The 19,085-nt window shown below is 43.6% G+C and carries 19 protein-coding genes and 3 tRNA genes; 2 read left to right on the top strand and 20 right to left on the bottom strand.

Annotated elements, in window-relative coordinates; all coding sequences use genetic code 11:
• Positions 1 to 133: 133 nt before the first annotated feature.
• The 15 genes from J5X92_RS02390 to aspS all read right to left on the bottom strand — a co-directional run bounded on the left by J5X92_RS02390 (position 134) and on the right by aspS (position 10,956).
• A tRNA-Lys gene (locus tag J5X92_RS02390) sits at positions 134 to 209 on the bottom strand.
• A 95-nt stretch (positions 210 to 304) separates the two neighbouring features.
• Positions 305 to 380, bottom strand: a tRNA-Lys gene (locus tag J5X92_RS02385).
• 24 nt (positions 381 to 404) lie between these two features.
• A tRNA-Lys gene (locus J5X92_RS02380) sits at positions 405 to 480 on the bottom strand.
• Positions 481 to 815: 335 nt separating this feature from the next.
• Positions 816 to 1,604 carry a tol-pal system protein YbgF gene (gene ybgF / locus J5X92_RS02375; RefSeq protein ID WP_208804506.1) on the bottom strand — a complete coding sequence of 263 codons (789 nt, stop codon included), beginning with the start codon at positions 1,602 to 1,604 and terminating at the stop codon, positions 816 to 818.
• Complete coding sequence (pal, locus tag J5X92_RS02370; RefSeq protein ID WP_126871858.1) at positions 1,604 to 2,170, bottom strand: peptidoglycan-associated lipoprotein Pal; 567 nt, start codon at positions 2,168 to 2,170, stop codon at positions 1,604 to 1,606. The genes ybgF and pal overlap by 1 nt, the downstream gene beginning before the upstream one ends.
• Positions 2,171 to 2,210: 40 nt before the next feature.
• Positions 2,211 to 3,530, bottom strand: a complete 1,320-nt coding sequence (tolB, locus tag J5X92_RS02365) for a Tol-Pal system beta propeller repeat protein TolB (RefSeq protein WP_232043583.1) — start codon at positions 3,528 to 3,530, stop codon at positions 2,211 to 2,213.
• Between the two features lie 40 nt (positions 3,531 to 3,570).
• Positions 3,571 to 4,350: a cell envelope integrity protein TolA gene (gene tolA / locus J5X92_RS02360; RefSeq protein WP_208804504.1), complete on the bottom strand. Its 780-nt coding sequence runs from the start codon at positions 4,348 to 4,350 to the stop codon at positions 3,571 to 3,573.
• A gap of 8 nt (positions 4,351 to 4,358) precedes the next feature.
• The gene (gene tolR, locus J5X92_RS02355; protein ID WP_126871860.1) at positions 4,359 to 4,784 is read right to left on the bottom strand and encodes a protein TolR; all 426 of its coding nucleotides are present in this window, start codon (positions 4,782 to 4,784) and stop codon (positions 4,359 to 4,361) included.
• Positions 4,785 to 4,832: 48 nt separating this feature from the next.
• Positions 4,833 to 5,525 carry a protein TolQ gene (tolQ, locus tag J5X92_RS02350; protein ID WP_013784872.1) on the bottom strand — a complete coding sequence of 231 codons (693 nt, stop codon included), beginning with the start codon at positions 5,523 to 5,525 and terminating at the stop codon, positions 4,833 to 4,835.
• Complete coding sequence (gene ybgC, locus J5X92_RS02345; protein ID WP_013784873.1) at positions 5,515 to 5,913, bottom strand: tol-pal system-associated acyl-CoA thioesterase; 399 nt, start codon at positions 5,911 to 5,913, stop codon at positions 5,515 to 5,517. Before ybgC ends, tolQ begins: the two co-directional genes overlap by 11 nt.
• A gap of 457 nt (positions 5,914 to 6,370) precedes the next feature.
• A complete protein-coding gene (ruvB, locus tag J5X92_RS02340; RefSeq protein WP_013784874.1) occupies positions 6,371 to 7,375 on the bottom strand; it encodes a Holliday junction branch migration DNA helicase RuvB in 1,005 nt (334 codons plus the stop codon).
• 106 nt (positions 7,376 to 7,481) lie between these two features.
• Complete coding sequence (ruvA, locus tag J5X92_RS02335) at positions 7,482 to 8,102, bottom strand: Holliday junction branch migration protein RuvA (protein WP_208804502.1); 621 nt, start codon at positions 8,100 to 8,102, stop codon at positions 7,482 to 7,484.
• A 128-nt stretch (positions 8,103 to 8,230) separates the two neighbouring features.
• A complete protein-coding gene (gene ruvC, locus J5X92_RS02330; RefSeq protein ID WP_208804500.1) occupies positions 8,231 to 8,749 on the bottom strand; it encodes a crossover junction endodeoxyribonuclease RuvC in 519 nt (172 codons plus the stop codon).
• Positions 8,749 to 9,189 carry a dihydroneopterin triphosphate diphosphatase gene (gene nudB / locus J5X92_RS02325; RefSeq protein WP_013784877.1) on the bottom strand — a complete coding sequence of 147 codons (441 nt, stop codon included), beginning with the start codon at positions 9,187 to 9,189 and terminating at the stop codon, positions 8,749 to 8,751. The genes ruvC and nudB overlap by 1 nt, the downstream gene beginning before the upstream one ends.
• Positions 9,190 to 9,192: 3 nt before the next feature.
• Complete coding sequence (aspS, locus tag J5X92_RS02320; RefSeq protein ID WP_208804499.1) at positions 9,193 to 10,956, bottom strand: aspartate--tRNA ligase; 1,764 nt, start codon at positions 10,954 to 10,956, stop codon at positions 9,193 to 9,195.
• A gap of 162 nt (positions 10,957 to 11,118) precedes the next feature.
• On the opposite strand from aspS, the gene J5X92_RS02315 reads away from it, so the two are divergent.
• Positions 11,119 to 12,066 carry a DUF72 domain-containing protein gene (locus J5X92_RS02315; RefSeq protein ID WP_244360042.1) on the top strand — a complete coding sequence of 316 codons (948 nt, stop codon included), beginning with the start codon at positions 11,119 to 11,121 and terminating at the stop codon, positions 12,064 to 12,066.
• A gap of 174 nt (positions 12,067 to 12,240) precedes the next feature.
• Entirely contained in the window at positions 12,241 to 12,729 is a 489-nt protein-coding gene (locus tag J5X92_RS02310) for a GAF domain-containing protein (protein WP_208804498.1), read from the top strand.
• 107 nt (positions 12,730 to 12,836) lie between these two features.
• Here the strand turns inward: J5X92_RS02310 and J5X92_RS02305 are convergent, their stop codons facing one another.
• The 5 genes from J5X92_RS02305 to J5X92_RS02285 form a co-directional block, all read right to left on the bottom strand.
• Positions 12,837 to 14,177 (bottom strand): sigma 54-interacting transcriptional regulator, encoded by a 1,341-nt coding sequence (locus tag J5X92_RS02305; RefSeq protein WP_013784881.1) that lies wholly within the window; start codon positions 14,175 to 14,177, stop codon positions 12,837 to 12,839.
• Positions 14,178 to 14,179: 2 nt separating this feature from the next.
• Positions 14,180 to 14,764, bottom strand: coding sequence for a hypothetical protein (locus tag J5X92_RS02300; protein WP_208804497.1), 585 nt, complete (start codon positions 14,762 to 14,764; stop codon positions 14,180 to 14,182).
• 1 nt (position 14,765) lies between these two features.
• Positions 14,766 to 16,163: a HAMP domain-containing sensor histidine kinase gene (locus tag J5X92_RS02295; protein WP_208804526.1), complete on the bottom strand. Its 1,398-nt coding sequence runs from the start codon at positions 16,161 to 16,163 to the stop codon at positions 14,766 to 14,768.
• 103 nt (positions 16,164 to 16,266) lie between these two features.
• Entirely contained in the window at positions 16,267 to 16,548 is a 282-nt protein-coding gene (locus J5X92_RS02290; protein ID WP_232363138.1) for an EF-hand domain-containing protein, read from the bottom strand.
• Positions 16,549 to 16,849: 301 nt separating this feature from the next.
• Positions 16,850 to 18,934 (bottom strand): EAL domain-containing protein, encoded by a 2,085-nt coding sequence (locus J5X92_RS02285; protein ID WP_208804496.1) that lies wholly within the window; start codon positions 18,932 to 18,934, stop codon positions 16,850 to 16,852.
• Positions 18,935 to 19,085 lie beyond the last annotated feature (151 nt).

The raw sequence follows: 19,085 nt of genomic DNA, 5'->3' as shown, positions 1-19,085 counted from the left end.
TTTACTTGAATATTGTGTTCTGGAGCAACTTTGGCGCAGCACACTAAAAGGTAGAATGGAATTTTTGAATATATCGCTTTGGGAGTGATATTTTTTATGTAGTAAGCTTGGTAGAAAGCACTTTATGAAATGATGGTGGGTCGTGCTGGATTCGAACCAGCGACCAATTGATTAAAAGTCAACTGCTCTACCAGCTGAGCTAACGACCCATCAAATAACACATTTACTACTCACACATTTACAAATGAAACAATGAGCATACAAGCTGTTGGTATTAGCTTGATTGTACTTCGCTTTCAAATGATGGTGGGTCGTGCTGGATTCGAACCAGCGACCAATTGATTAAAAGTCAACTGCTCTACCAGCTGAGCTAACGACCCGTCATTTGGAGCCAGGAGAAGAATTGGTGGGTCGTGCTGGATTCGAACCAGCGACCAATTGATTAAAAGTCAACTGCTCTACCAGCTGAGCTAACGACCCAATCTTTCCTGATGTTGCCTGTGTCTTGGCAACGGCGGCATATAATACTCAGATTTTTATCTGACGCAACCCAAAAGGCGTTTTTATTTTGATTTTTGTAGTAAAAAGCTTTCAACCGCTCAAAATCAACACAAATCGCGCATAATTCCTACCACAAAACCATTACAAAACTTTTTTAGACCGACAAAATGTTACCGAATTAAGTCTAAAAAAATGCGTAGTTTTTGGAATTTCCTTAAAAATATACTTATAAATATTGTGTCTGGTTCAGTACAACAGAGGTATAAAATTTCAAAGGGGTGAAAAAAAACCTCTCGTTAAGAGAGGTTTTTTTATTATAGATTATTTAATCTAGATTCCGCTAACCGCTTTGCAGAAGAATTAGGATATTCGCTAATCACTTGCTGAAAGAAGTTTCGCGCTCCACTACTGTCGCCCGTGCGTTCGGCAATGACGCCTAACTTTAATAATGCATCCGGACGTTTCACTGAATCAGAAAAACGGTTCGATACAATATTAAACTGCTCAATAGCGTCATTCCATTGCTGTTTGTTAAACAACAGCTGTCCAAGCCAGTAGTGCGCATTTGGCGCATATTCGCTATTCGGAAATCGTTGTATGAATGACTGAAAAGCAGGAATGGCTTTATCGTATTCACGAGATTTCAGAATAAGATTAACAGCACTGTCGTATGCTTCGTCCTCACCCTCTTGTGGGGATGATGAGCCTGTAGAAGGGGTAACCCCTGCAGAATTGCTTTGCGAAGCGCCAGTACCACCTACGTTTGCCAAACCGCCTTGTTTAAGTGCCTCAACACGCTTATCTATCTCAAGGTACAATTCACGCTGACGTTCAAGCACCTTTTCCAGCTCGTTGGTGTTAACTTCAACAGACCCTCGCAATTGGTCAACTTCGCTTTGCATGTTGTCCAATTGGGTTTGTAAACGGTGCTGCATTTCAGTTCGGCTTTTAACAATACGTTCTAAAACCGCAATACGCTGTTCTAGGTTGCTGCCGCCATTGGCATCTACCACTGGCGCCTGTGCGAAAGCTGAACTTGAAATAGCAAAGGCGGCACACAAGGTGACGCCAGCTTTAATAGTGTTAATTGCTGTAAAAGCCATTATCGGTAAACAACCACTCCGCGACGATTTTGCGCGAATGCATATTCAGTTGAACCCATTACCGCAGATTTTTCTTCACCGTATGAAACAACCGTAATTTGACTGCTGCTTACACCAGCGTTCATTAGGTAAGTTTCAACAGACTGAGCACGACGCTCACCTAGTGCAATGTTGTACTCAGGCGTACCACGACTATCAGTGTGACCTTCAATAGTCACTTTCGTGCTAGGGTTTTTCACCAAGAACGCCGCGTGTTTATCAAGTAAACGTTGGAATTCTGGCTTGATACTAGCGCGGTCAAAATCGAAGTAAACGGTTTGTTCGTTTTTCAGCGCTTCCATTTCTTGCTGAACCATTTCTTCTGAACGCTTCATACGCTGAGCAGCTTCTGCTTCTACGCGCTGTGCTTCAGCTTGACGAGCATCTTGCTCTGCTTGTGCTTGTTCTTGTGCAAGACGGTTACGTTCAGCGGCTAGCTCTTCTTCGCTAGGGCCAGACGAACAAGCCATCATGGTCACCACTGGCAAGGCGATAATGAAGCTCTTCATTAATTTATTCATTTGCATCCTACTAATCCTTAAATGTTATTGTTTGATATTTCAATTGTTAGAACAAAAATGGTGACCAACTTGGCGATTTCACTTGCCCATCGGCTGCAGGTAATCTGGCTTTAAAGCGCCCATCAAGAGAAACAAGTGAAAGTACTTGTGTCCCTTCATGAAGGGTACTATAAATAATCATACTACCGTTAGGCGCTACACTAGGAGACTCATCCAAAAAGGTTCTTGTTAGTACCTGTGGAGAGCCACCGTCTAATGCCTGCTTAGCAATATGGTAGTTTCCATTGGTTTGATTAACCACTACCATTTGCTTACCGTCGGGCGTTAATGTAGCACCCAAGTTCTGTTCGCCTACAAAAGTAACGCGTCTTACCTTTCTAGAATTTAAATTTACGCTATATATCTGGGGTTTACCACCCCGTTCAGAGCTAAAAATTAAACCACTACCATCAGGTAGCCATGAAGGCTCTGTATCGATAGCGCGGTTGCGCGTTACTCTAGTCAAATTTTTCGTAGCAAGATCCATAACATAGATCTCTGGGTTCCCATCTTTCGATAAAACCATTGCAAGTTGCTTGCCATCTGGTGAAAACGAGGGACTCCCATTAATACCAGGAAAATCGGTTACCGTTGTACGTTTGCTAGTATAGATGTCTTGTATGAAGATTTGAGGTCTACGGTTTTCAAAACTTACGTACGCTAGCTTTTCACCGTCTGGTGACCAAACCGGAGACATCAATGGTTCAGGTGACGACAACAAGCGTGTTTCGTTCTCGCCATCATAATCTGAAATTACTAGTTGGTATGGTTTTTCGTACGCATCTCTATCACGTACAATGACATAAGCAATACGGGTTAAGAATGCACCGCGAACACCTGTTAACTTTTCATACACGACGTCACTAATGCGATGTGCGTATTGCCTAAAGTCTCTAGGGCTAATAATAGATTGGCGCGCAGCTATTACATGTTCGTTACTTACGACTAACTCACCGTTTTTTAATACCTGAGACTGGCCACCGTCTAACTGCCCTTTAAGTACATCGACCAATTGGTAAGAAACTAAATATTTATCGGTACCTTCAGGTTCAATACTACCGACCAAAACGGTATCGACACCAAGAGACGCCCACGCTGAGTAATTAACCTCATCAGCGGTTTCAGGCATTTGTGGCATTTTACTTGTTGCAACGGGGCTAAATTTACCACTGCGCATCAGGTCTGCCATGATGACTTCAGAAATATCGCTAGGCAATGTGCCTGTACCTTTCCACTTAAACGGCACTACACCAATAGGTCGAGCGCTGTTTATGCCTTCGGTGATCACAATTTCTAATGTCGCGAACACCTTGGCACTAAATACCATCGCGATGGCGGCTATCCATAAACCTGTTTTCTTCATTGCACTACAGTTCCACTTTTAAGTTAATATCTTTTAGTTGCTCATAGACGTCGGCCGCATCTGAGACCGGCAGTTCTTCTGCGCGGCGTACGGCACTTTCTGCCGCTCTGCATAAGGCATCATGCCCGCCTAAGATACGTATGCTAGTCACATAACCTGTGGTAGCCAATTTGATATTCAATCTACATACCTTACCTTTGAAGCTGTCATCGTTGTACAAGTTCCGTTTTATCGTTTGCTGAATTAATGCGGTATAACGCTCTACTTCAGTTAGAACTTGTGCACGTCTTCGTTGCTGCTGAGCCGCTTGCTCCTGCGCAAGTTGCTCTTGCATAATTCTCTCCATCTCAGCATTTTCAGCAGCTTCTTTTTTCTTACGCTCTGCATCGGCTTTCGCTTTAGCTTCACGTTCTTTGCGCTGTTGCTCCTTTTGCGCAGCCAACTGTTCTAACTCTTTTTGACGTTTGAACTCGGCTTCTTCAGCTTGCTTCTTCTCTCTAGCCTGCTTAGCCTCTGCCGCTCGCTTACGCTTAGCTGCTGCAGCTTGCGCTTCTTTCTTCTTTCTTTGCGCTTCTGCCTCTCGTGCTTGCGCTTCTGCTTGTGCTTGTTCCCGTTTGGTATCGGCGATGGCTTGAGCATCAATAAAAGTAGCTTCAATAACCGGCGCATTTGTTGCCATTGTCGGCAAAGGAGAAGGAGAAAAGCTGACGCTAATTAGCAACACTGCTGCCACCACAAGGTGGAGTGCGATAGATTTATAAATGCCAACAGAACTTGCAGTCATCAATAAACCTACTCTGGCTCAACGGGGTCTGTCATTAAACCTACAGAAGGCACGCCCGCGCCTTGCAATAACACCATAAGTTGAATGACTTCATTATAAGCAACTTGTCCATCTCCTTTTACTACCACTGGCGTATTAGGATCTTTTTGTAGCTGAGCTTGTACTAACGCTGCTAAGTCTTCTTGTTCCAGGGGCGACTCTTGGTCGTCTCCCACATTAAGAAAATAGCGACCTTTAACGTCTACTGACGCAATAATAGGTGGATTATCTTCTTGCTCAATAGGATTCGCACTCGCTTTAGGTAAATCAACTTTAACCCCTTGCGAAATTAGCGGAGCCGTTACCATAAAGATAATCAGTAGCACCAACATTACATCGATGTAGGGCACTACGTTAATTTCAGAAACCGGCCTACGGCGCTTTCTTACATACATAATAATTCCTCTCTCACCAGTGAATTAAGCTCGCATCAATGTTCGCATTTACGCTTGCGGCTGCTGAGCTTGACCAGATACTGCCTGACGGTGAAGAATGGCAGAAAACTCTTCCATAAAGTTACCGTAGCTGTTTTCCAATTTTTCAACTTGGTGACTAAAACGGTTATACGCAATAACCGCAGGAATGGCCGCAAATAAGCCAATAGCTGTTGCAATAAGCGCTTCAGCGATACCTGGTGCAACCATGGCTAGCGTAGCTTGTTGTACTTCCCCTAGCGCGATAAAGGCGTTCATGATCCCCCAAACCGTACCAAATAGGCCGATATACGGGCTAATTGAACCAGCTGTTGCTAGAAACGGGAGTCGGCTTTCTAGTTCTTCTACTTGGCGAGACATTGTTACCCGCATTGAGCGATAAGTACCGTCTACAATAGCATTGGTGCCGGTATTTGATTTGCGTAAGCGGACAAATTCTTTGAAGCCGGCACAAAAGATAGTGCCGATACCTGATAAGTTAGGGCGAGCAGATAACTCTTGATAAAGTCGATTTAAATCAGCACCTGACCAAAACTTATCTTCAAACTGACGCATCTCTTCTCGTGCACTTGAAAGCGCCTTACTACGCTGAAAGATAAATGTCCAAGAGGCAACTGATACGCCTAATAAAAGCAACATAACAAGTTGAACAATAAAGCTGGCCTGCAAAAATAGGCCGATAAAAGTAAGATCAGATGACACGCGTTATTTCCCCTAACAATGTACGTGGTAGTCGTCTAGGCTTCATAGTATCTAGACTGACACAAGCAACTTGAATATCGGCAGATACCAAAGTTACATCTTGTTTATTTTTAATGGTTTGTTGAAACGTCATACTCGCACCTTTCAATTCTACAACCTGCGTTTCAATACTCAACAGATCATTGAATCGAGCAGGCGCATAGTTATGCATTTCAACGCGTTTGACGACAAAAGCGACCGATTGTTCCATTAATCTATCTTGTTCGAAGCCAAGGGCTCTAAGCCACTCGGTTCTTGCCCTTTCCATAAACTTGAGGTAGTTGGCATAATAAACAATGCCACCTGCATCGGTATCTTCGTAATACACTCTTACTTGGTGTAAATGCATAAATATTCTTTCACCGTCAATAAAATTCATCGATAATCAAGGTAATTGGCTGCATATCAGTAAATCTTCCCAACCTGCTCTTCACTCTCAATCTCAGCTACGTAGAGTGTTTAGCTGTCTTTAAAGATAAAATGATAAACTATTAACACCTTCGCAACACATTAGTTTTTCTAAGGCTAAAAAACAATTTTACTCAATTGCAAGAATACTAACTAAGCCTATAATACGCAGCATCAGTCCTACAGAGCGTAATGGTGTATCACACGGTTATGCAAGAGTTTTTCTCCTGTTAGACATGAGTTCCCTGGATTTATTTCCTTTAACACTTGTTGTTTTGGCCCGTTCATTGAGCGGGCTTTTTTTTGCCTGAAGAAAAGTGATGTACATAGCAGATATAAGTACATTGAGTATGAGCAAACGTAAGGTCTGCTCATACAACCATGCATACAGTGGGCAGTTAAGCTGAAGGAGTGAAGCCAAAATGAAGATACGCCCGCTGTGACACTATGCGTCCACGTGGAGTACGCTGCAGGAATCCTTGCTGAATAAGAAAGGGCTCTATTACATCTTCAATGGTTTCTTTCTCTTCACCAATTGCCGCTGCTAAGTTGTCTAGCCCTACTGGGCCGCCATCAAATTTCTCTATGATGGCACAAAGCAATTTCCGATCCATGTAATCGAAACCTTCTTTGTCTACATCTAGCATATCCAATGCCTTTGCAGCGGTTTCAACACCTACCGTACCATCAGATTTAATTTCAGCGTAATCTCGAACTCGTCGCAATAGCCTGTTGGCAATACGCGGTGTACCTCTAGAGCGACGTGCAATTTCTTGAGCGCCTTCTGAGCTCATATCCAAATTTAAGTAACTCGCACTACGAGCCACAATGGTGGTGAGATCTTTAACCGAATAAAACTCTAGGCGTTGTACTATCCCGAACCGGTCACGCAATGGCGAGGTAAGCGAACCTGCCCGCGTGGTAGCGCCCACTAAGGTGAAAGGTGGCAAGTCTAGTTTGATAGAACGGGCTGCAGGCCCCTCTCCTATCATGATGTCTAATTGATAGTCTTCCATCGCCGGATACAGTATTTCTTCCACTACAGGGCTTAAGCGATGAATTTCATCAATAAAAAGTACGTCATTGCGTTCAAGGTTAGTCAGCAATGCCGCTAAATCCCCTGCTTTCTCAAGCACGGGGCCAGAGGTGGTTTTAATGCTGACATCCATCTCGTTCGCCACAATATTTGCTAGGGTGGTTTTACCTAGCCCTGGCGGGCCAAATATTAATAGGTGATCGAGGGCATCGTCGCGCTTTCTAGCAGCTTGAATGAAGATTTCCATCTGCTCACACACATGAGGCTGGCCTGTATAATCATCAAGCATTTTAGGGCGAATAGCACGGTCGATAACTTCATCTTCAGTACTCGCATCGGGCGTAATTAATCTGTCAGCTTCTATCATCAGGGCTCTGCTTTAATATAAATAGGCAACGTAGACCTATCGTTCTGGCCTAATTTAGCATTGGCTCATTTTAGCCTTAGCTTATTCTGGCCTTGCGTAACTAGGTTCAAATAGCGGCTTTTAACGCTTCACGTATAACCGATTCGCTCTCCATACCTTCTTTATACACGCTGTCGATGAGTTTACTAGCCTGAGCTGGCTTATAGCCTAGTGCTACTAGCGCGCTCTGGGCATCTTCTCTCGTGTCGTTTACTTCTACTAGCGTATTAGTATTAAGTAAATCGCCACTTGGCGGTGGAATGGCAATGCTTTGTACTTTGCCAAACTTCGCTAACCTATCTTTCAACTCAACCACTAACCTTTCTGCGGTTTTCTTACCAATGCCCGGCAAGCTCACTAACGCAGATACGTCTGCATTTTGAACCGCTGACAAAAATTGACCTGCGGACATACCGGATAATATGGTCAAGCCTAATTTAGGGCCCACACCATTGGCTTTTATTAGCTCTCGGAATAATCCCCGCTCCATTTTATCGGCAAAACCGAACAGCAATTGCGCGTCTTCTCGCACGACGAAATGGGTATAAACAACGACTTCTTCACCCACAGCTGGTAGTTGATAGAAACTGGTCATAGGCATATGAATTTCATAGCCTACCCCGTTTGCATCTACCAAAATTTCTGGGGGCTGCTTTTCGGCCAATATACCGCGAATACGTCCAATCATGACTGCTCTCTTACATAGTATTTTCCCAATGTAGGGAAATAAACGAATAGGAAGGTTCTATTGTTTACAAACAGTGTTTACAAAAAGTGATTACAAAAACCCATGCTTTTTATAGGCGAGCAAAGCAATTAGCGTAAACGGCCTCGCACTGTTTTACGTGCTTGCCCTGCCATATTTATTAGGCTTTGCTCGGTATGGGCATGACATAGCGCCACAGCTAGAGCGTCAGCAGCATCAGCTTGCGGTGTACCGCTTAAACTCAATAAATGCTTCACCATGTGCTGCACTTGCGTTTTATCTGCACTACCCTTGCCTACGACAGCCTGTTTAATCTGCCTAGCCGAGTATTCTGCTACTGGCAATTCACCTTGAGTGGCTGCCACAATAGCGGCGCCGCGGGCTTGCCCTAACTTTAATGCAGAATCTGGATTTTTTGCCATAAACACTTGCTCAATAGCAAATTGCGCAGGGTTGTACTGACGAATAATATCGCTAATACCCGTATAGATATTAGCAAGTCTCGACGGTAAATCTGCCGTTCCTACGCGAATACAACCACTCGCCACATACAAAAGTTTACCCTGCTTACGCTCAATAACGCCGTAGCCTGTAACCCTAGAACCTGGATCTATACCCAGTATAACCATTAAGGTACGTTTGGTACAAACATTGATACCGCCTCTTTGTTTGAAGGCGACCAAAGTCGCGCTAATGCTTGTGCTTTATCTACCCACTCATACTGCAAATGTTCAGTAAGCACCAACGGCAAGGTGCTGTCTACTTGAAGAGAAAAAACGTGTTCGGTGTTAAACCGTGTTCCGGGGGGATATCGATGCAGCCAGCGGCTGCGAATTTCGTATTGGTTTTGTCTATTGTGATTAAACATTTCAATAGACAACTGTTTGGCGTCAATCCCTGTTTCTTCCGCCACTTCTCGGTACGCGGTTTCAATGGGTAATTCACCGTCTTCCATTGCGCCGGTGACCGACTGCCAAAATTCAGGGTCGTCATTGCGTTGTAGCAAAAGTACCTTGTGGTGCTGATCGTACAGCACCACAAGGACTGACTCGGGCTTTTTATAAGCCATCGTTTACGACGGCTTTTTTACCGTTGCAATCGCCAACTCTTCCAACTGCTTTGGATTCGCAGGGCTTGGCGCAGACGTTAATGGGCATGCCGCTGTGGTGGTTTTAGGGAATGCCATGACATCTCGAATAGAACTAGCACCAGTCATAAGCATAACAAGGCGATCTAAACCGAACGCTAGACCTGCATGAGGCGGCGCACCAAAGCGTAAAGCATCAAGTAAGAAGCCAAATTTATTCTTCGCTTCTTCTTCTTCTTCAATACCCAAAATCTCAAACACGGCAGATTGCATTTCTTCGTTGTGAATACGTACTGAACCACCACCAAGCTCGCAACCATTTAATACCATGTCGTAGGCATCAGACAATGCGCCAACCGGGTTGGCTTTAAGCTCTTCTGCAGTTAAGCCGCGAGGTGCAGTAAACGGATGGTGTATAGCATGAAGCTGTCCATCGAATTCTTCAAACATAGGGAAGTCGACAACCCACAACGGCTTCCACTCACCTTCTAACAGCTCGAAGTCTTCACCTAGCTTAAGGCGAAGTGCGCCCATAGCTTCGGTAACTACTGTGTTAGTGTCGGCACCGAATAACAAGATGTCGCCAGCTTGCGCGCCAGTGCGCTGCAAAATACCGTCGGTAATATCTTCGCTTAAGAATTTCAGAATAGGTGATTGTAAACCTTCTTGGCCAGGTGCCATTTCGTTTACTTTCATCCAGGCTAAGCCCTTCGCGCCATATATGCCAACAAACTTAGTGTACTCGTCAATTTGCTTACGAGACATGCTAGCACCGCCAGGTACGCGAATAGCAGCAACACGACCTTTAGGATCGTTAGCTGGGCCACTGAATACTTTAAACTCAACAGTTTCAAGTAAGTCAGCAATATCGGTAAGCTCTAACGGGTTACGTAAATCAGGCTTATCGCTACCAAAACGCTTCATTGCTTCGGCGTAGGTCATGCGTGGGAAGTCACCTAAATCTACGTTCAACATGGTGCTGAATAAATCGCGGATCATGCTTTCAGTAATCGCCATTACGCCATCGGCATCTAGAAACGTAGTTTCGATATCGATTTGAGTAAATTCTGGTTGGCGATCGGCACGTAAATCTTCATCACGGAAGCATTTTACGATTTGATAGTATCTGTCCATGCCAGACATCATCAGCAATTGCTTAAACAATTGTGGCGATTGCGGCAGTGCAAAGAACTCGCCTTTATGCGTACGGCTAGGTACTAAATAATCACGAGCACCTTCAGGTGTCGCTTTGGTCAAAATAGGGGTTTCAATATCTAGAAAGCCTTCGCCTTCTAAGAAACGACGTACAGCCCCAGTTACCTTAGCGCGAAACTGCAAGCGCTGGCTCATAACAGGGCGACGTAAATCAAGGTAGCGGTAGCGTAAACGCTGCTCTTCAGAGTTCTCTTGGTTCCAATCAAGTGGTAGCGCATCAGAACGATTGATGATTTCTAGGCCTGTGCCCAAAATTTCAATTTCGCCGGTACGCATATCTTTATTGATTTGACCTTCCGGGCGAGCACGCACCTTACCGGTAAGCTTCACGCAGAATTCACCGCGAAGTTTATTCGCTACGCTTAATACCTCTGGTAAATCAGGGTCGAATACCACTTGAACGATACCTTCGCGGTCTCGTAAGTCGATGAAGATAACGCCACCTAAATCACGGCGTTTGTTTACCCAACCACATAGGGTGATTTCTTGCCCAATGTATGATGAATCGATGTTCCCACAGTAATCTGTGCGCATGGTCGTTGACCCCTGATATTCTTATCTTGCGTTACACGATGGAAGGCAAACCCTTGAACCTGCTTGCCATTACTCTACAATGAGGCGATCGCGCCCCTTGCCATCATGCACTATGTGTTAAATTAAGGTCGCATAGTATAAACAAATGCGCAGTAAAGCCCAATGACAAATACAAACAATCCTGCAGTAACTAAATTATCAACTTCTTCGGCGCTACCCAAGGTATTTATTGGCTTGCCGCAGTGGCAGCATAGTCATTGGCCTAAAACGTGGTTTGCTAATTACCCGAAAAGTGACAATCAACTGGTTCATTACGCTAATGAGTGTAATACGGTTGAGGGAAATACGACCTTTTATTCTCTCCCCCATTCAGATGCGGTAGCACGCTGGGAGCAGTCGGTAGGAAGCGATTTTTCGTTTACCTTCAAATTTAACCAACAAATTACCCACGTTCATCAATTATTGCACTGTGAAGATGAAGTAAATGAGCAATTACAAATGCTTGCGCCACTCAAGCACAAACTCGGTGTGATGCTGCTGCAACTTCCTGCAAGCTTTGGCCCTGAAAAACTAGAAAGACTGGCTGCGTTTTTACACCATTTACCACGCCACATTACCGTTGCGGTTGAAGTCAGGCATTTGGCTTTTTTCGGTAAGGGCGATGAAGAAAAGCAATTGAATCAACTGTTAATTGAGCACAACGCTAACCGTATTATTATGGATACTCGCGCCTTGTTTACCGGCCCTGTTTCAAGGCTAGATACAGGGGCTAATACAAGGGCGAGCAACGGTGCGCTATTAAGTGAGGTACGACATAAAAAACCTAGAGTTCCGGTGAATGTGATTGCCACCGCGAACAACCCTGTCGTTCGTTTTGTTGGAAATGATACTGACGAAGATAATATCGCGTGCTTAACGCCTTGGGTAAATAAAATACATCAATGGCGGCTAGAAGGAAAAAGCCCGTATTTCTTTTGTCATCGACCCGATAACAAAGACGCCCCGTGGTTGGCGCAGCAGTTTATTGATTTGTACAACCAAAAGCATGGTGATGCGACAATTCCTAACCTTGCCATTAAACAACAGCCGAGCCAAAACGCCTTGTTTTAGCGTGCATTTGCTGCGCATCAATTTCGCCAAAAGGGCTGCTGTTTTACCTATTTAAAATAGCATAGCCGTACACCATACATTAAGAATATTAACTAGTGCTTATCCTTACCTTCCTATAAAATGAAAGCTATTGAGACAGTCTCAATAGCAACTTTTATTTAAGTGAAATAATTAATGGAATCACCAACGCTTGATCGCGAAACCTTGCGATTAAAAGCCCTAGAAAATTTAAACATTCTAGACACTAAACCCGACGCACAGCTAGATGCCGTTACCAAAGCAACCCAAGAATATTTTAAATGCAAAATTTGCTTGGTGAGCTTAATTGCCGAAGACAGACAATGGTTTAAGTCTCGCCAGTGTTTAGATGTGTCAGAAACACCTCGCAATATTTCATTTTGCACTTACGCAATAGCGGAAGAAGAATATTTGATTGTGACCGACGCAACAAAAGACAGCCGCTTTGCAGGCGGTCCTTTGGTTAAAGGTGAGCCTTACATTCGCTCTTATGCAGGCGCTATTCTTCGTTCTAACGATGGGTACGAGCTTGGTACATTATGTGTTATTCATGATGAACCGAGAGAGTTCTCTGCTGAAGAAATTCTTATGTTGAAAGAGATGGCCAAGAAAGCGGAAACCATCATTAATGAGAATCAATGGTAGATTAACCATCGCTAACAAGGCTATAGAAGCCCACTAATCTAAATGAAAAAGCTGCCACATTAGGTGGCAGCTTTTACGCTTCAAAGATACTTCCAGTGCAGATTGTACTAGCGAAAGTCTCCTGCATCTAAGTCATGCTTTTTCATTAACTTATGCATATCGGTTCGGTTACGACCGGCTAGCTCAGCTGCACGGGTCACGTTTCCATCCGTCATTTTCAAAAGCTTGTTCAAGTACTGTTGTTCGAAGGCATCGCGGGCTTCGGTCAGCGTTGGCCAACTTTGCTTAGTGGCTGATAGTGCTTGCTCTACAAGATGCAGAGGCACTACTGGAGTTTGTGTTAACGCAACACATTGCTCTACCACGTTCACCAATTGACGCACGTTTCCTGGCCAAGATGATTTCACTAACAACTGCATTGCATCGTCTGAAAACTGGCTCACGTTCACACCATGACGCTGAGCACTTTGCTGTAACAATGAACGAGCGAGTAATGGAATATCTTCGCTACGCGCTTTCAACGATGGAAGCTTTAAGTTCACCACATTTAAACGGTAATATAAGTCTTCCCTGAAAGTGCCCTCTTCCATTTCTTTGAGCAAATCTTTATGCGTTGCCGAGATAATACGAACATCGATATCTACATGCTTACTACTGCCTACAGGCCTAATTTGACGCTCTTGTAATGCACGTAATAGCTTTACTTGTAGTGTCATTGGCATATCACCAATTTCATCTAAAAATAAAGTACCGCCATCGGCTTCTCGAAATAAACCTGGGTGAGCAGCTACCGCACCAGTAAAAGCACCTTTAGCGTGTCCGAATAACTCTGATTCAAGTAAGTTTTCTGGCAGTGCGCCACAGTTAATGGCAACAAACGGCTTGTCACGTCGGTCGCTTGCCTGATGCATGGCATTGGCAAGTAATTCTTTACCTGTACCACTTGCTCCGCTAATGAGTACACTGACTTCTCGTTGTGCAATCCGGTACGCTTGATCAAGTACATTAAGCATATCTTGAGAGCGAGTAACAATACTTTTCGCCCATTCACCGGGCTGAGCCGCTTGTGACTGACTTAATGCTTTTTGTAACAAGGTACGAAGTTCATCATGATCAACAGGCTTTGGAAGAAAACCAAATACGCCACGCTGAGTAGCCGCAACCGCGTCCGAAATAGTACCGTGGGCGGTCATTAAAATAACGGGAATATCTTTTCGAATGCCCATAATTTCTTCAAATAAGCTTAACCCGTCAAGGCCAGGCATGCGCAAATCACTGAGTACCACGTCAAAAGCATCATTTTGAAGCTTTCTTAACGCCGCATTACCATCTTCAACCGCAGTAACTTGATAACCTTCACCTTCTAAACGAATGGTTAAAAGGCGAAGTAAACTTTTATCATCATCAACCAACAATAAATGGGGTTTGTTCTTGCTACTTTCACTCATTGTTAGTTGTTCCTGTTTTTATCCATAAGTGTTGCTTCAATTTGGAGTAGTTCTTCTAGTTTTTTCTGCTGAGCTTTAAGCTCAGCATACAGCTTTTGTAATTCTTGACCTCGAAGGGTGTTTTCTTTGCTTAATACACTCAACGCAGACTCAAGTTCCATTAATTGTTTGTTTGGGTTACTTACCACAACTTCAATAACCAACGCGGCAGCGTCGGTAAATTCAGGCATTAAATCATCGATAGAAAGTTGGGCTCGCAGCCTATCTTGATACGGGGTATCGCTGGATAAGGATAAAAGGTAAGCGTGAATTTTGTCTTTTTTCGATTGACCAAGCGCTGTCAATTGCGCTTTGCGTTCAATCCAAGGCGTGGCATCAGCTTCAAGCCAAACTTCCAACCAGTAAGCCATGTCGCAATTGTAATCAAAATTTTCAGGTTCTGAAGTGAACAGGCAAATATCGTCATCTACAGCCACTTCAATGATCTGGGGTGGAGAAACTTCAATTTTCTGTTCGATTGGCTGCTTAGACAACACACTGCAACCCGACATCACCGTCAGGGCCAGTATCATACAACTTATTCTCATTTTATTTTTCCTGTTGAGGAATCGTCACCCTAAAGCACACATCAGCATAATCAACATCGACAACTTGCACGTCGCCATGCATCAGTCGCGCACAATCCGCAACAATCGATAAACCTAATCCTGTGCCTATAACGTTGTCATTTCTCGGCTCTGCGCCACGGGTGAAAGGTTCAAACAGTGTTGCAACCGACTCTTTGGCAATCCGCTTGCCCCGATTTGCAACGTCCAATATAGCAAAGTTATTATCTAAATATATATGTACATTAATGGGTCGCCCTACAGCACCATGTGCTACTGCGTTAGACACCAAATTGTCGAGTATTCGTCGGAATAACTCTTCGTCAGCCCAAATATGACTGTTTTCTACCGATACCGTCACTTCACGCTCTTGTAACGCCAGTGCGTAATCACCCAAGCATGCATCAACCAACTTCTTCGCATCAGTTTTAACAATGTCGGGCTGAGCTTGCTGTAATAACAAATTATAATCGAGTAATTTTTCGATTAGTGTGTTCAATCTTTGCGTACTTGAACTAAGTAGCGACAATATTTCACGTTGTGGGTCATTTAAATCGCCCACAACATTTTCCGATAATAAACTACATCCTTCTTTAATGCTGGCTAACGGTGTTTTCAACTCGTGAGCAGCATGCCGCAACAATGCTGTGCGTATATGTTCCAATTGACCTAGGCGATCGTACAGCCAATGCAGATCTTTCTCCACATCTATTAGCTCTCGCGGCGCTTGGCGAGACAAAGGGGGAAGATCACCTTGCTGATGAGCCACTATACGTATTATTTGCTTTAGTTTATTGACCGGATTAACAATTAGTTGGCTTCCTAATAGAATAAGCAGCAAGGAAACACTTACCAACATCGCCGTAGACCACGCCTGCTTTGCTTGCATCGCGTTTAAGTCATCTTGCTGCACTTTGACCCGTTCGGAAATAGCGAGTTCCACGTCGTCTCGAAGTTGTGAAACACTGCGTGAGACGTTAGCAAGATACGCATTGAGTAGGAGTTGATCTTCAATTATGCGGTAATCAGAAAGGTCGCCTAATTGTTCTGACAACCTCTCGCAGGTTCTCTGAACAGATAAGGCTTGGCATAGATTATCAGCGGCCACGGCAAATTGGTCGAGTGCATTATCGGATAAGGTGGCAACTTTTTCGGTGCGAATAACGGCGTATTGGCGAATACTTCGCTCTAAATCAACAACAGCACCATCCAGACGCTGCATATCACCCACAACATCAACCACATAACGGGTTTCCAACGTGGTCATTTGCCCCACTTTAGCTAAGTCACTTTGACTTTGCCACAACAGCGCAATTAATGGGATTAACGCCAGCACGAAGCTACCTAGCGTTAGTTGACGTAATGAGCCTAGCTGAACCAGCCGTTCACCAAATGAAAATTTCTCAATCAGAGTGGTATTCCTTCAAACAAGTACCGGCAGGCGCATCTGCTAGGCTTTTATTTATTTTGCTCGCTGACCGCCGCTATTTACTAACGGCAGATTTTGCATTTCCCGGTGTCAGTTTACTTTTTGCTAATTCGTCTTCGGTTAATTTGCCATCTTCATTGTCGTCAATTAACCCAAAATTACGCAATAGTTCGGTGTGACGAACCGCTTCTTTTAGTGATATCAAACCGTCTTTATTAGTATCTAGCTGCTGCATCAACGTTTTCGCAGGTGAAGCGTGCGCTTCAACTACCGATATAGCTTGTATCGCCGCGATAGTCATTAAAATCAGAAAAACCTTCTCTAGTCGTTTCATCATGAATCCTCCGCATTACTGCTTGTTTATAAATCCCTTAAACTAACTTCGATAACTCTGTTAACTCTGATTGAATAAGCTAAAATTGAGCCAAAAATACAAATAAACTATATATCATACACTTACAAATTATAAACCGACTTGCCTCCTATTCGATGTCTCTAGAAACAGACACAGTTACACGAACTCCTGTAAATGTATCCAACAACCTAATAAAGCGTCAAATAGGCTGCAAAAACAGTTCGTTAGAACAGTCTATTTAACTTCCCTTAAAAAAAGCAATGCATGGGCTTTGAATGCCTACCTAGGCTTCACTATTGTCTGTATTGCCTATGTAAAACTGTTTAGGTGATTGAACAAGCTCATCCATAGGAATCGGTTTGCTAAACATAAACCCTTGAATGTAGTCACAACCGTGATCAATCAAATAATGCCACTGTGTTTCATTCTCAATACCTTCAGCACATACAGTCAGTGAAAGACGTTTGGCCAAATCGATAATAGCGCCCGTTACCAGTCGACTTCTTTCGGAGGTTTCTAGTTCATGTACAAACTGCTTATCAATTTTTAGGGTATCGATACTAATTTGGGTCAAATAACTTAGTGAAGAATACCCCGTCCCAAAGTCGTCAAGGGCAATGGCGCATCCCATGTTGCTCATGCGTTTAAAGAATTTATTTGACGACGCAAAGTTCTCTAAGTAAGCAGACTCGGTTACCTCGAATTCTACATATTCAGGGTTTACATCGTAGCGCGTAAAAATCTCATAGATATTGTCAAATAGGTTGCTATCACGCAGATCGTGCCCTGATAGATTCACTGACACTCGAAAACGATGGGGAAGCCATTCTCTTAATTTGGGCAGATCAATACAGACTTTTTCAATGACCCAACGCGTAATGGCAGATATCTTGCCGCCTTGTTCCGCGATGGGAATAAATTCATTCGGCATGACCAAGCCATATTCTGGGTGTTGCCATCTAAGAAGCCCCTCTAAGCCGATAACCTTCCCTTTGTGATCGACTTTAACTTGGTAGTATATCATAAACTCATCATTCTTTAGCCCTTGCTCTATGGCATTAGCTAAATGGAATTTACGTTTATGTGATTCCACCATATCAGGTGTAAATATGGTAAAGCTGCCACGCCCTCTAGCTTTAGAGCGGTACATGGCAAGGTCTGCATTGCTCATTAATTCGCTTAAATCGTAGTCTGCGTCTACGGCCCGCGCTACCCCCACACTAACGCCAACAGACAATGACAATCCACGTAATTCAAAAGGACTGGTAAAGGCATCAATTAATCGACCGGCCATATTTTCAAGACTGGTATCTCGCGTTTCCCTGTCAGGTAATACTAAAAATTCGTCTCCCCCTAAACGGGCGACTAAGTCTCCTTCCCGCAACAGTGCGCTCACCCTATCTGCCACTTCTATCAATATTAGGTCACCGGTCTCATGACCGAGAGAATCGTTTATTCCTTTAAACCCATCTAAATCGAAAAACAGTAGCGCTAGATCATCATCATTTCTTCGTGCTCGGGCCAACTCTAAACGCAAATTATCAAGCACAAATTGCCTATTAGGTAGCCCGGTTAGGCTGTCATAGTTAGCCAGGCGAATCATGGTTTCCTGTTGATTGACCAACGTTTGAGTTTGTTCATGATTGATGAGTAGTTCAACCTCTATCATTTCTAACAGGAGGTTGATGTTTTCTCCTAACTCTCCAATTTCATCTCTCGAAGTTAGGTTTTGTCGTAAAGCATAATCTTTTGTATCGGTGACTTGTTTGGTGAAAAAACTCAACTCACTTAAAGGGCGAAATACACGACTAATGAAAAACAATGTGCCAATAATGCTTATTACCCAAAGCACGAAGATAAGAGGAACGACATTCAGCAATAAACTTTTAACACTACCGGTGAGAGGTGCCTTAGCATCCACGAAGAGTATCAAGAAGCCGTCTGGCTTTTGCGAAGAACCTATAGCCCTTCGCGCTATAATAACGTCATTTTCCGAGGATACGCCTTCGCTTAGAACAAATGGGTCGAGCATATTGAAAAAGGGCTCATTTAACCTATCAGCAGATGGGCCTTCTTCTTCTAATAAAAGGGTAAAGTTACTGTCATAGATTCTTGCTGAAATAACATGTTCATGCTCCTTCAATAGGATCAAAACATTCGAAATAGATGGGGCTTTTTGTGTATTTAATAACATAGCTGGCGCTACGTTTTTCACCACACCATTTGCAAGAGAAACAGTATGAGAATGTGCCAACTTGAGATAAAGCGCTTTATGTTCTAATACTGCAAACCACAACACCGCGGCAGCCATAACAGACATAGACAAGGTAACGACTATACTAATTGGGGCTTTTATAGACTTAAACACACCCACTTCCTCTAACACCACCCGCGTAATAGATTGCAATCATGTTTCAAATAAATCTTACGTAGTCATCACAATCTCAAGTGTGTATGAGACCATGGAAATTCATGATTTATTTATAGCATTATTATTTACTAATTACCTGTGTAACAAG

The organism is Alteromonas sp. K632G (genome assembly GCF_017653625.1).
Taxonomy (GTDB): Bacteria; Pseudomonadota; Gammaproteobacteria; order Enterobacterales; family Alteromonadaceae; genus Alteromonas; species Alteromonas naphthalenivorans.
This window is presented reverse-complemented; position numbering and strand designations above follow the sequence as displayed.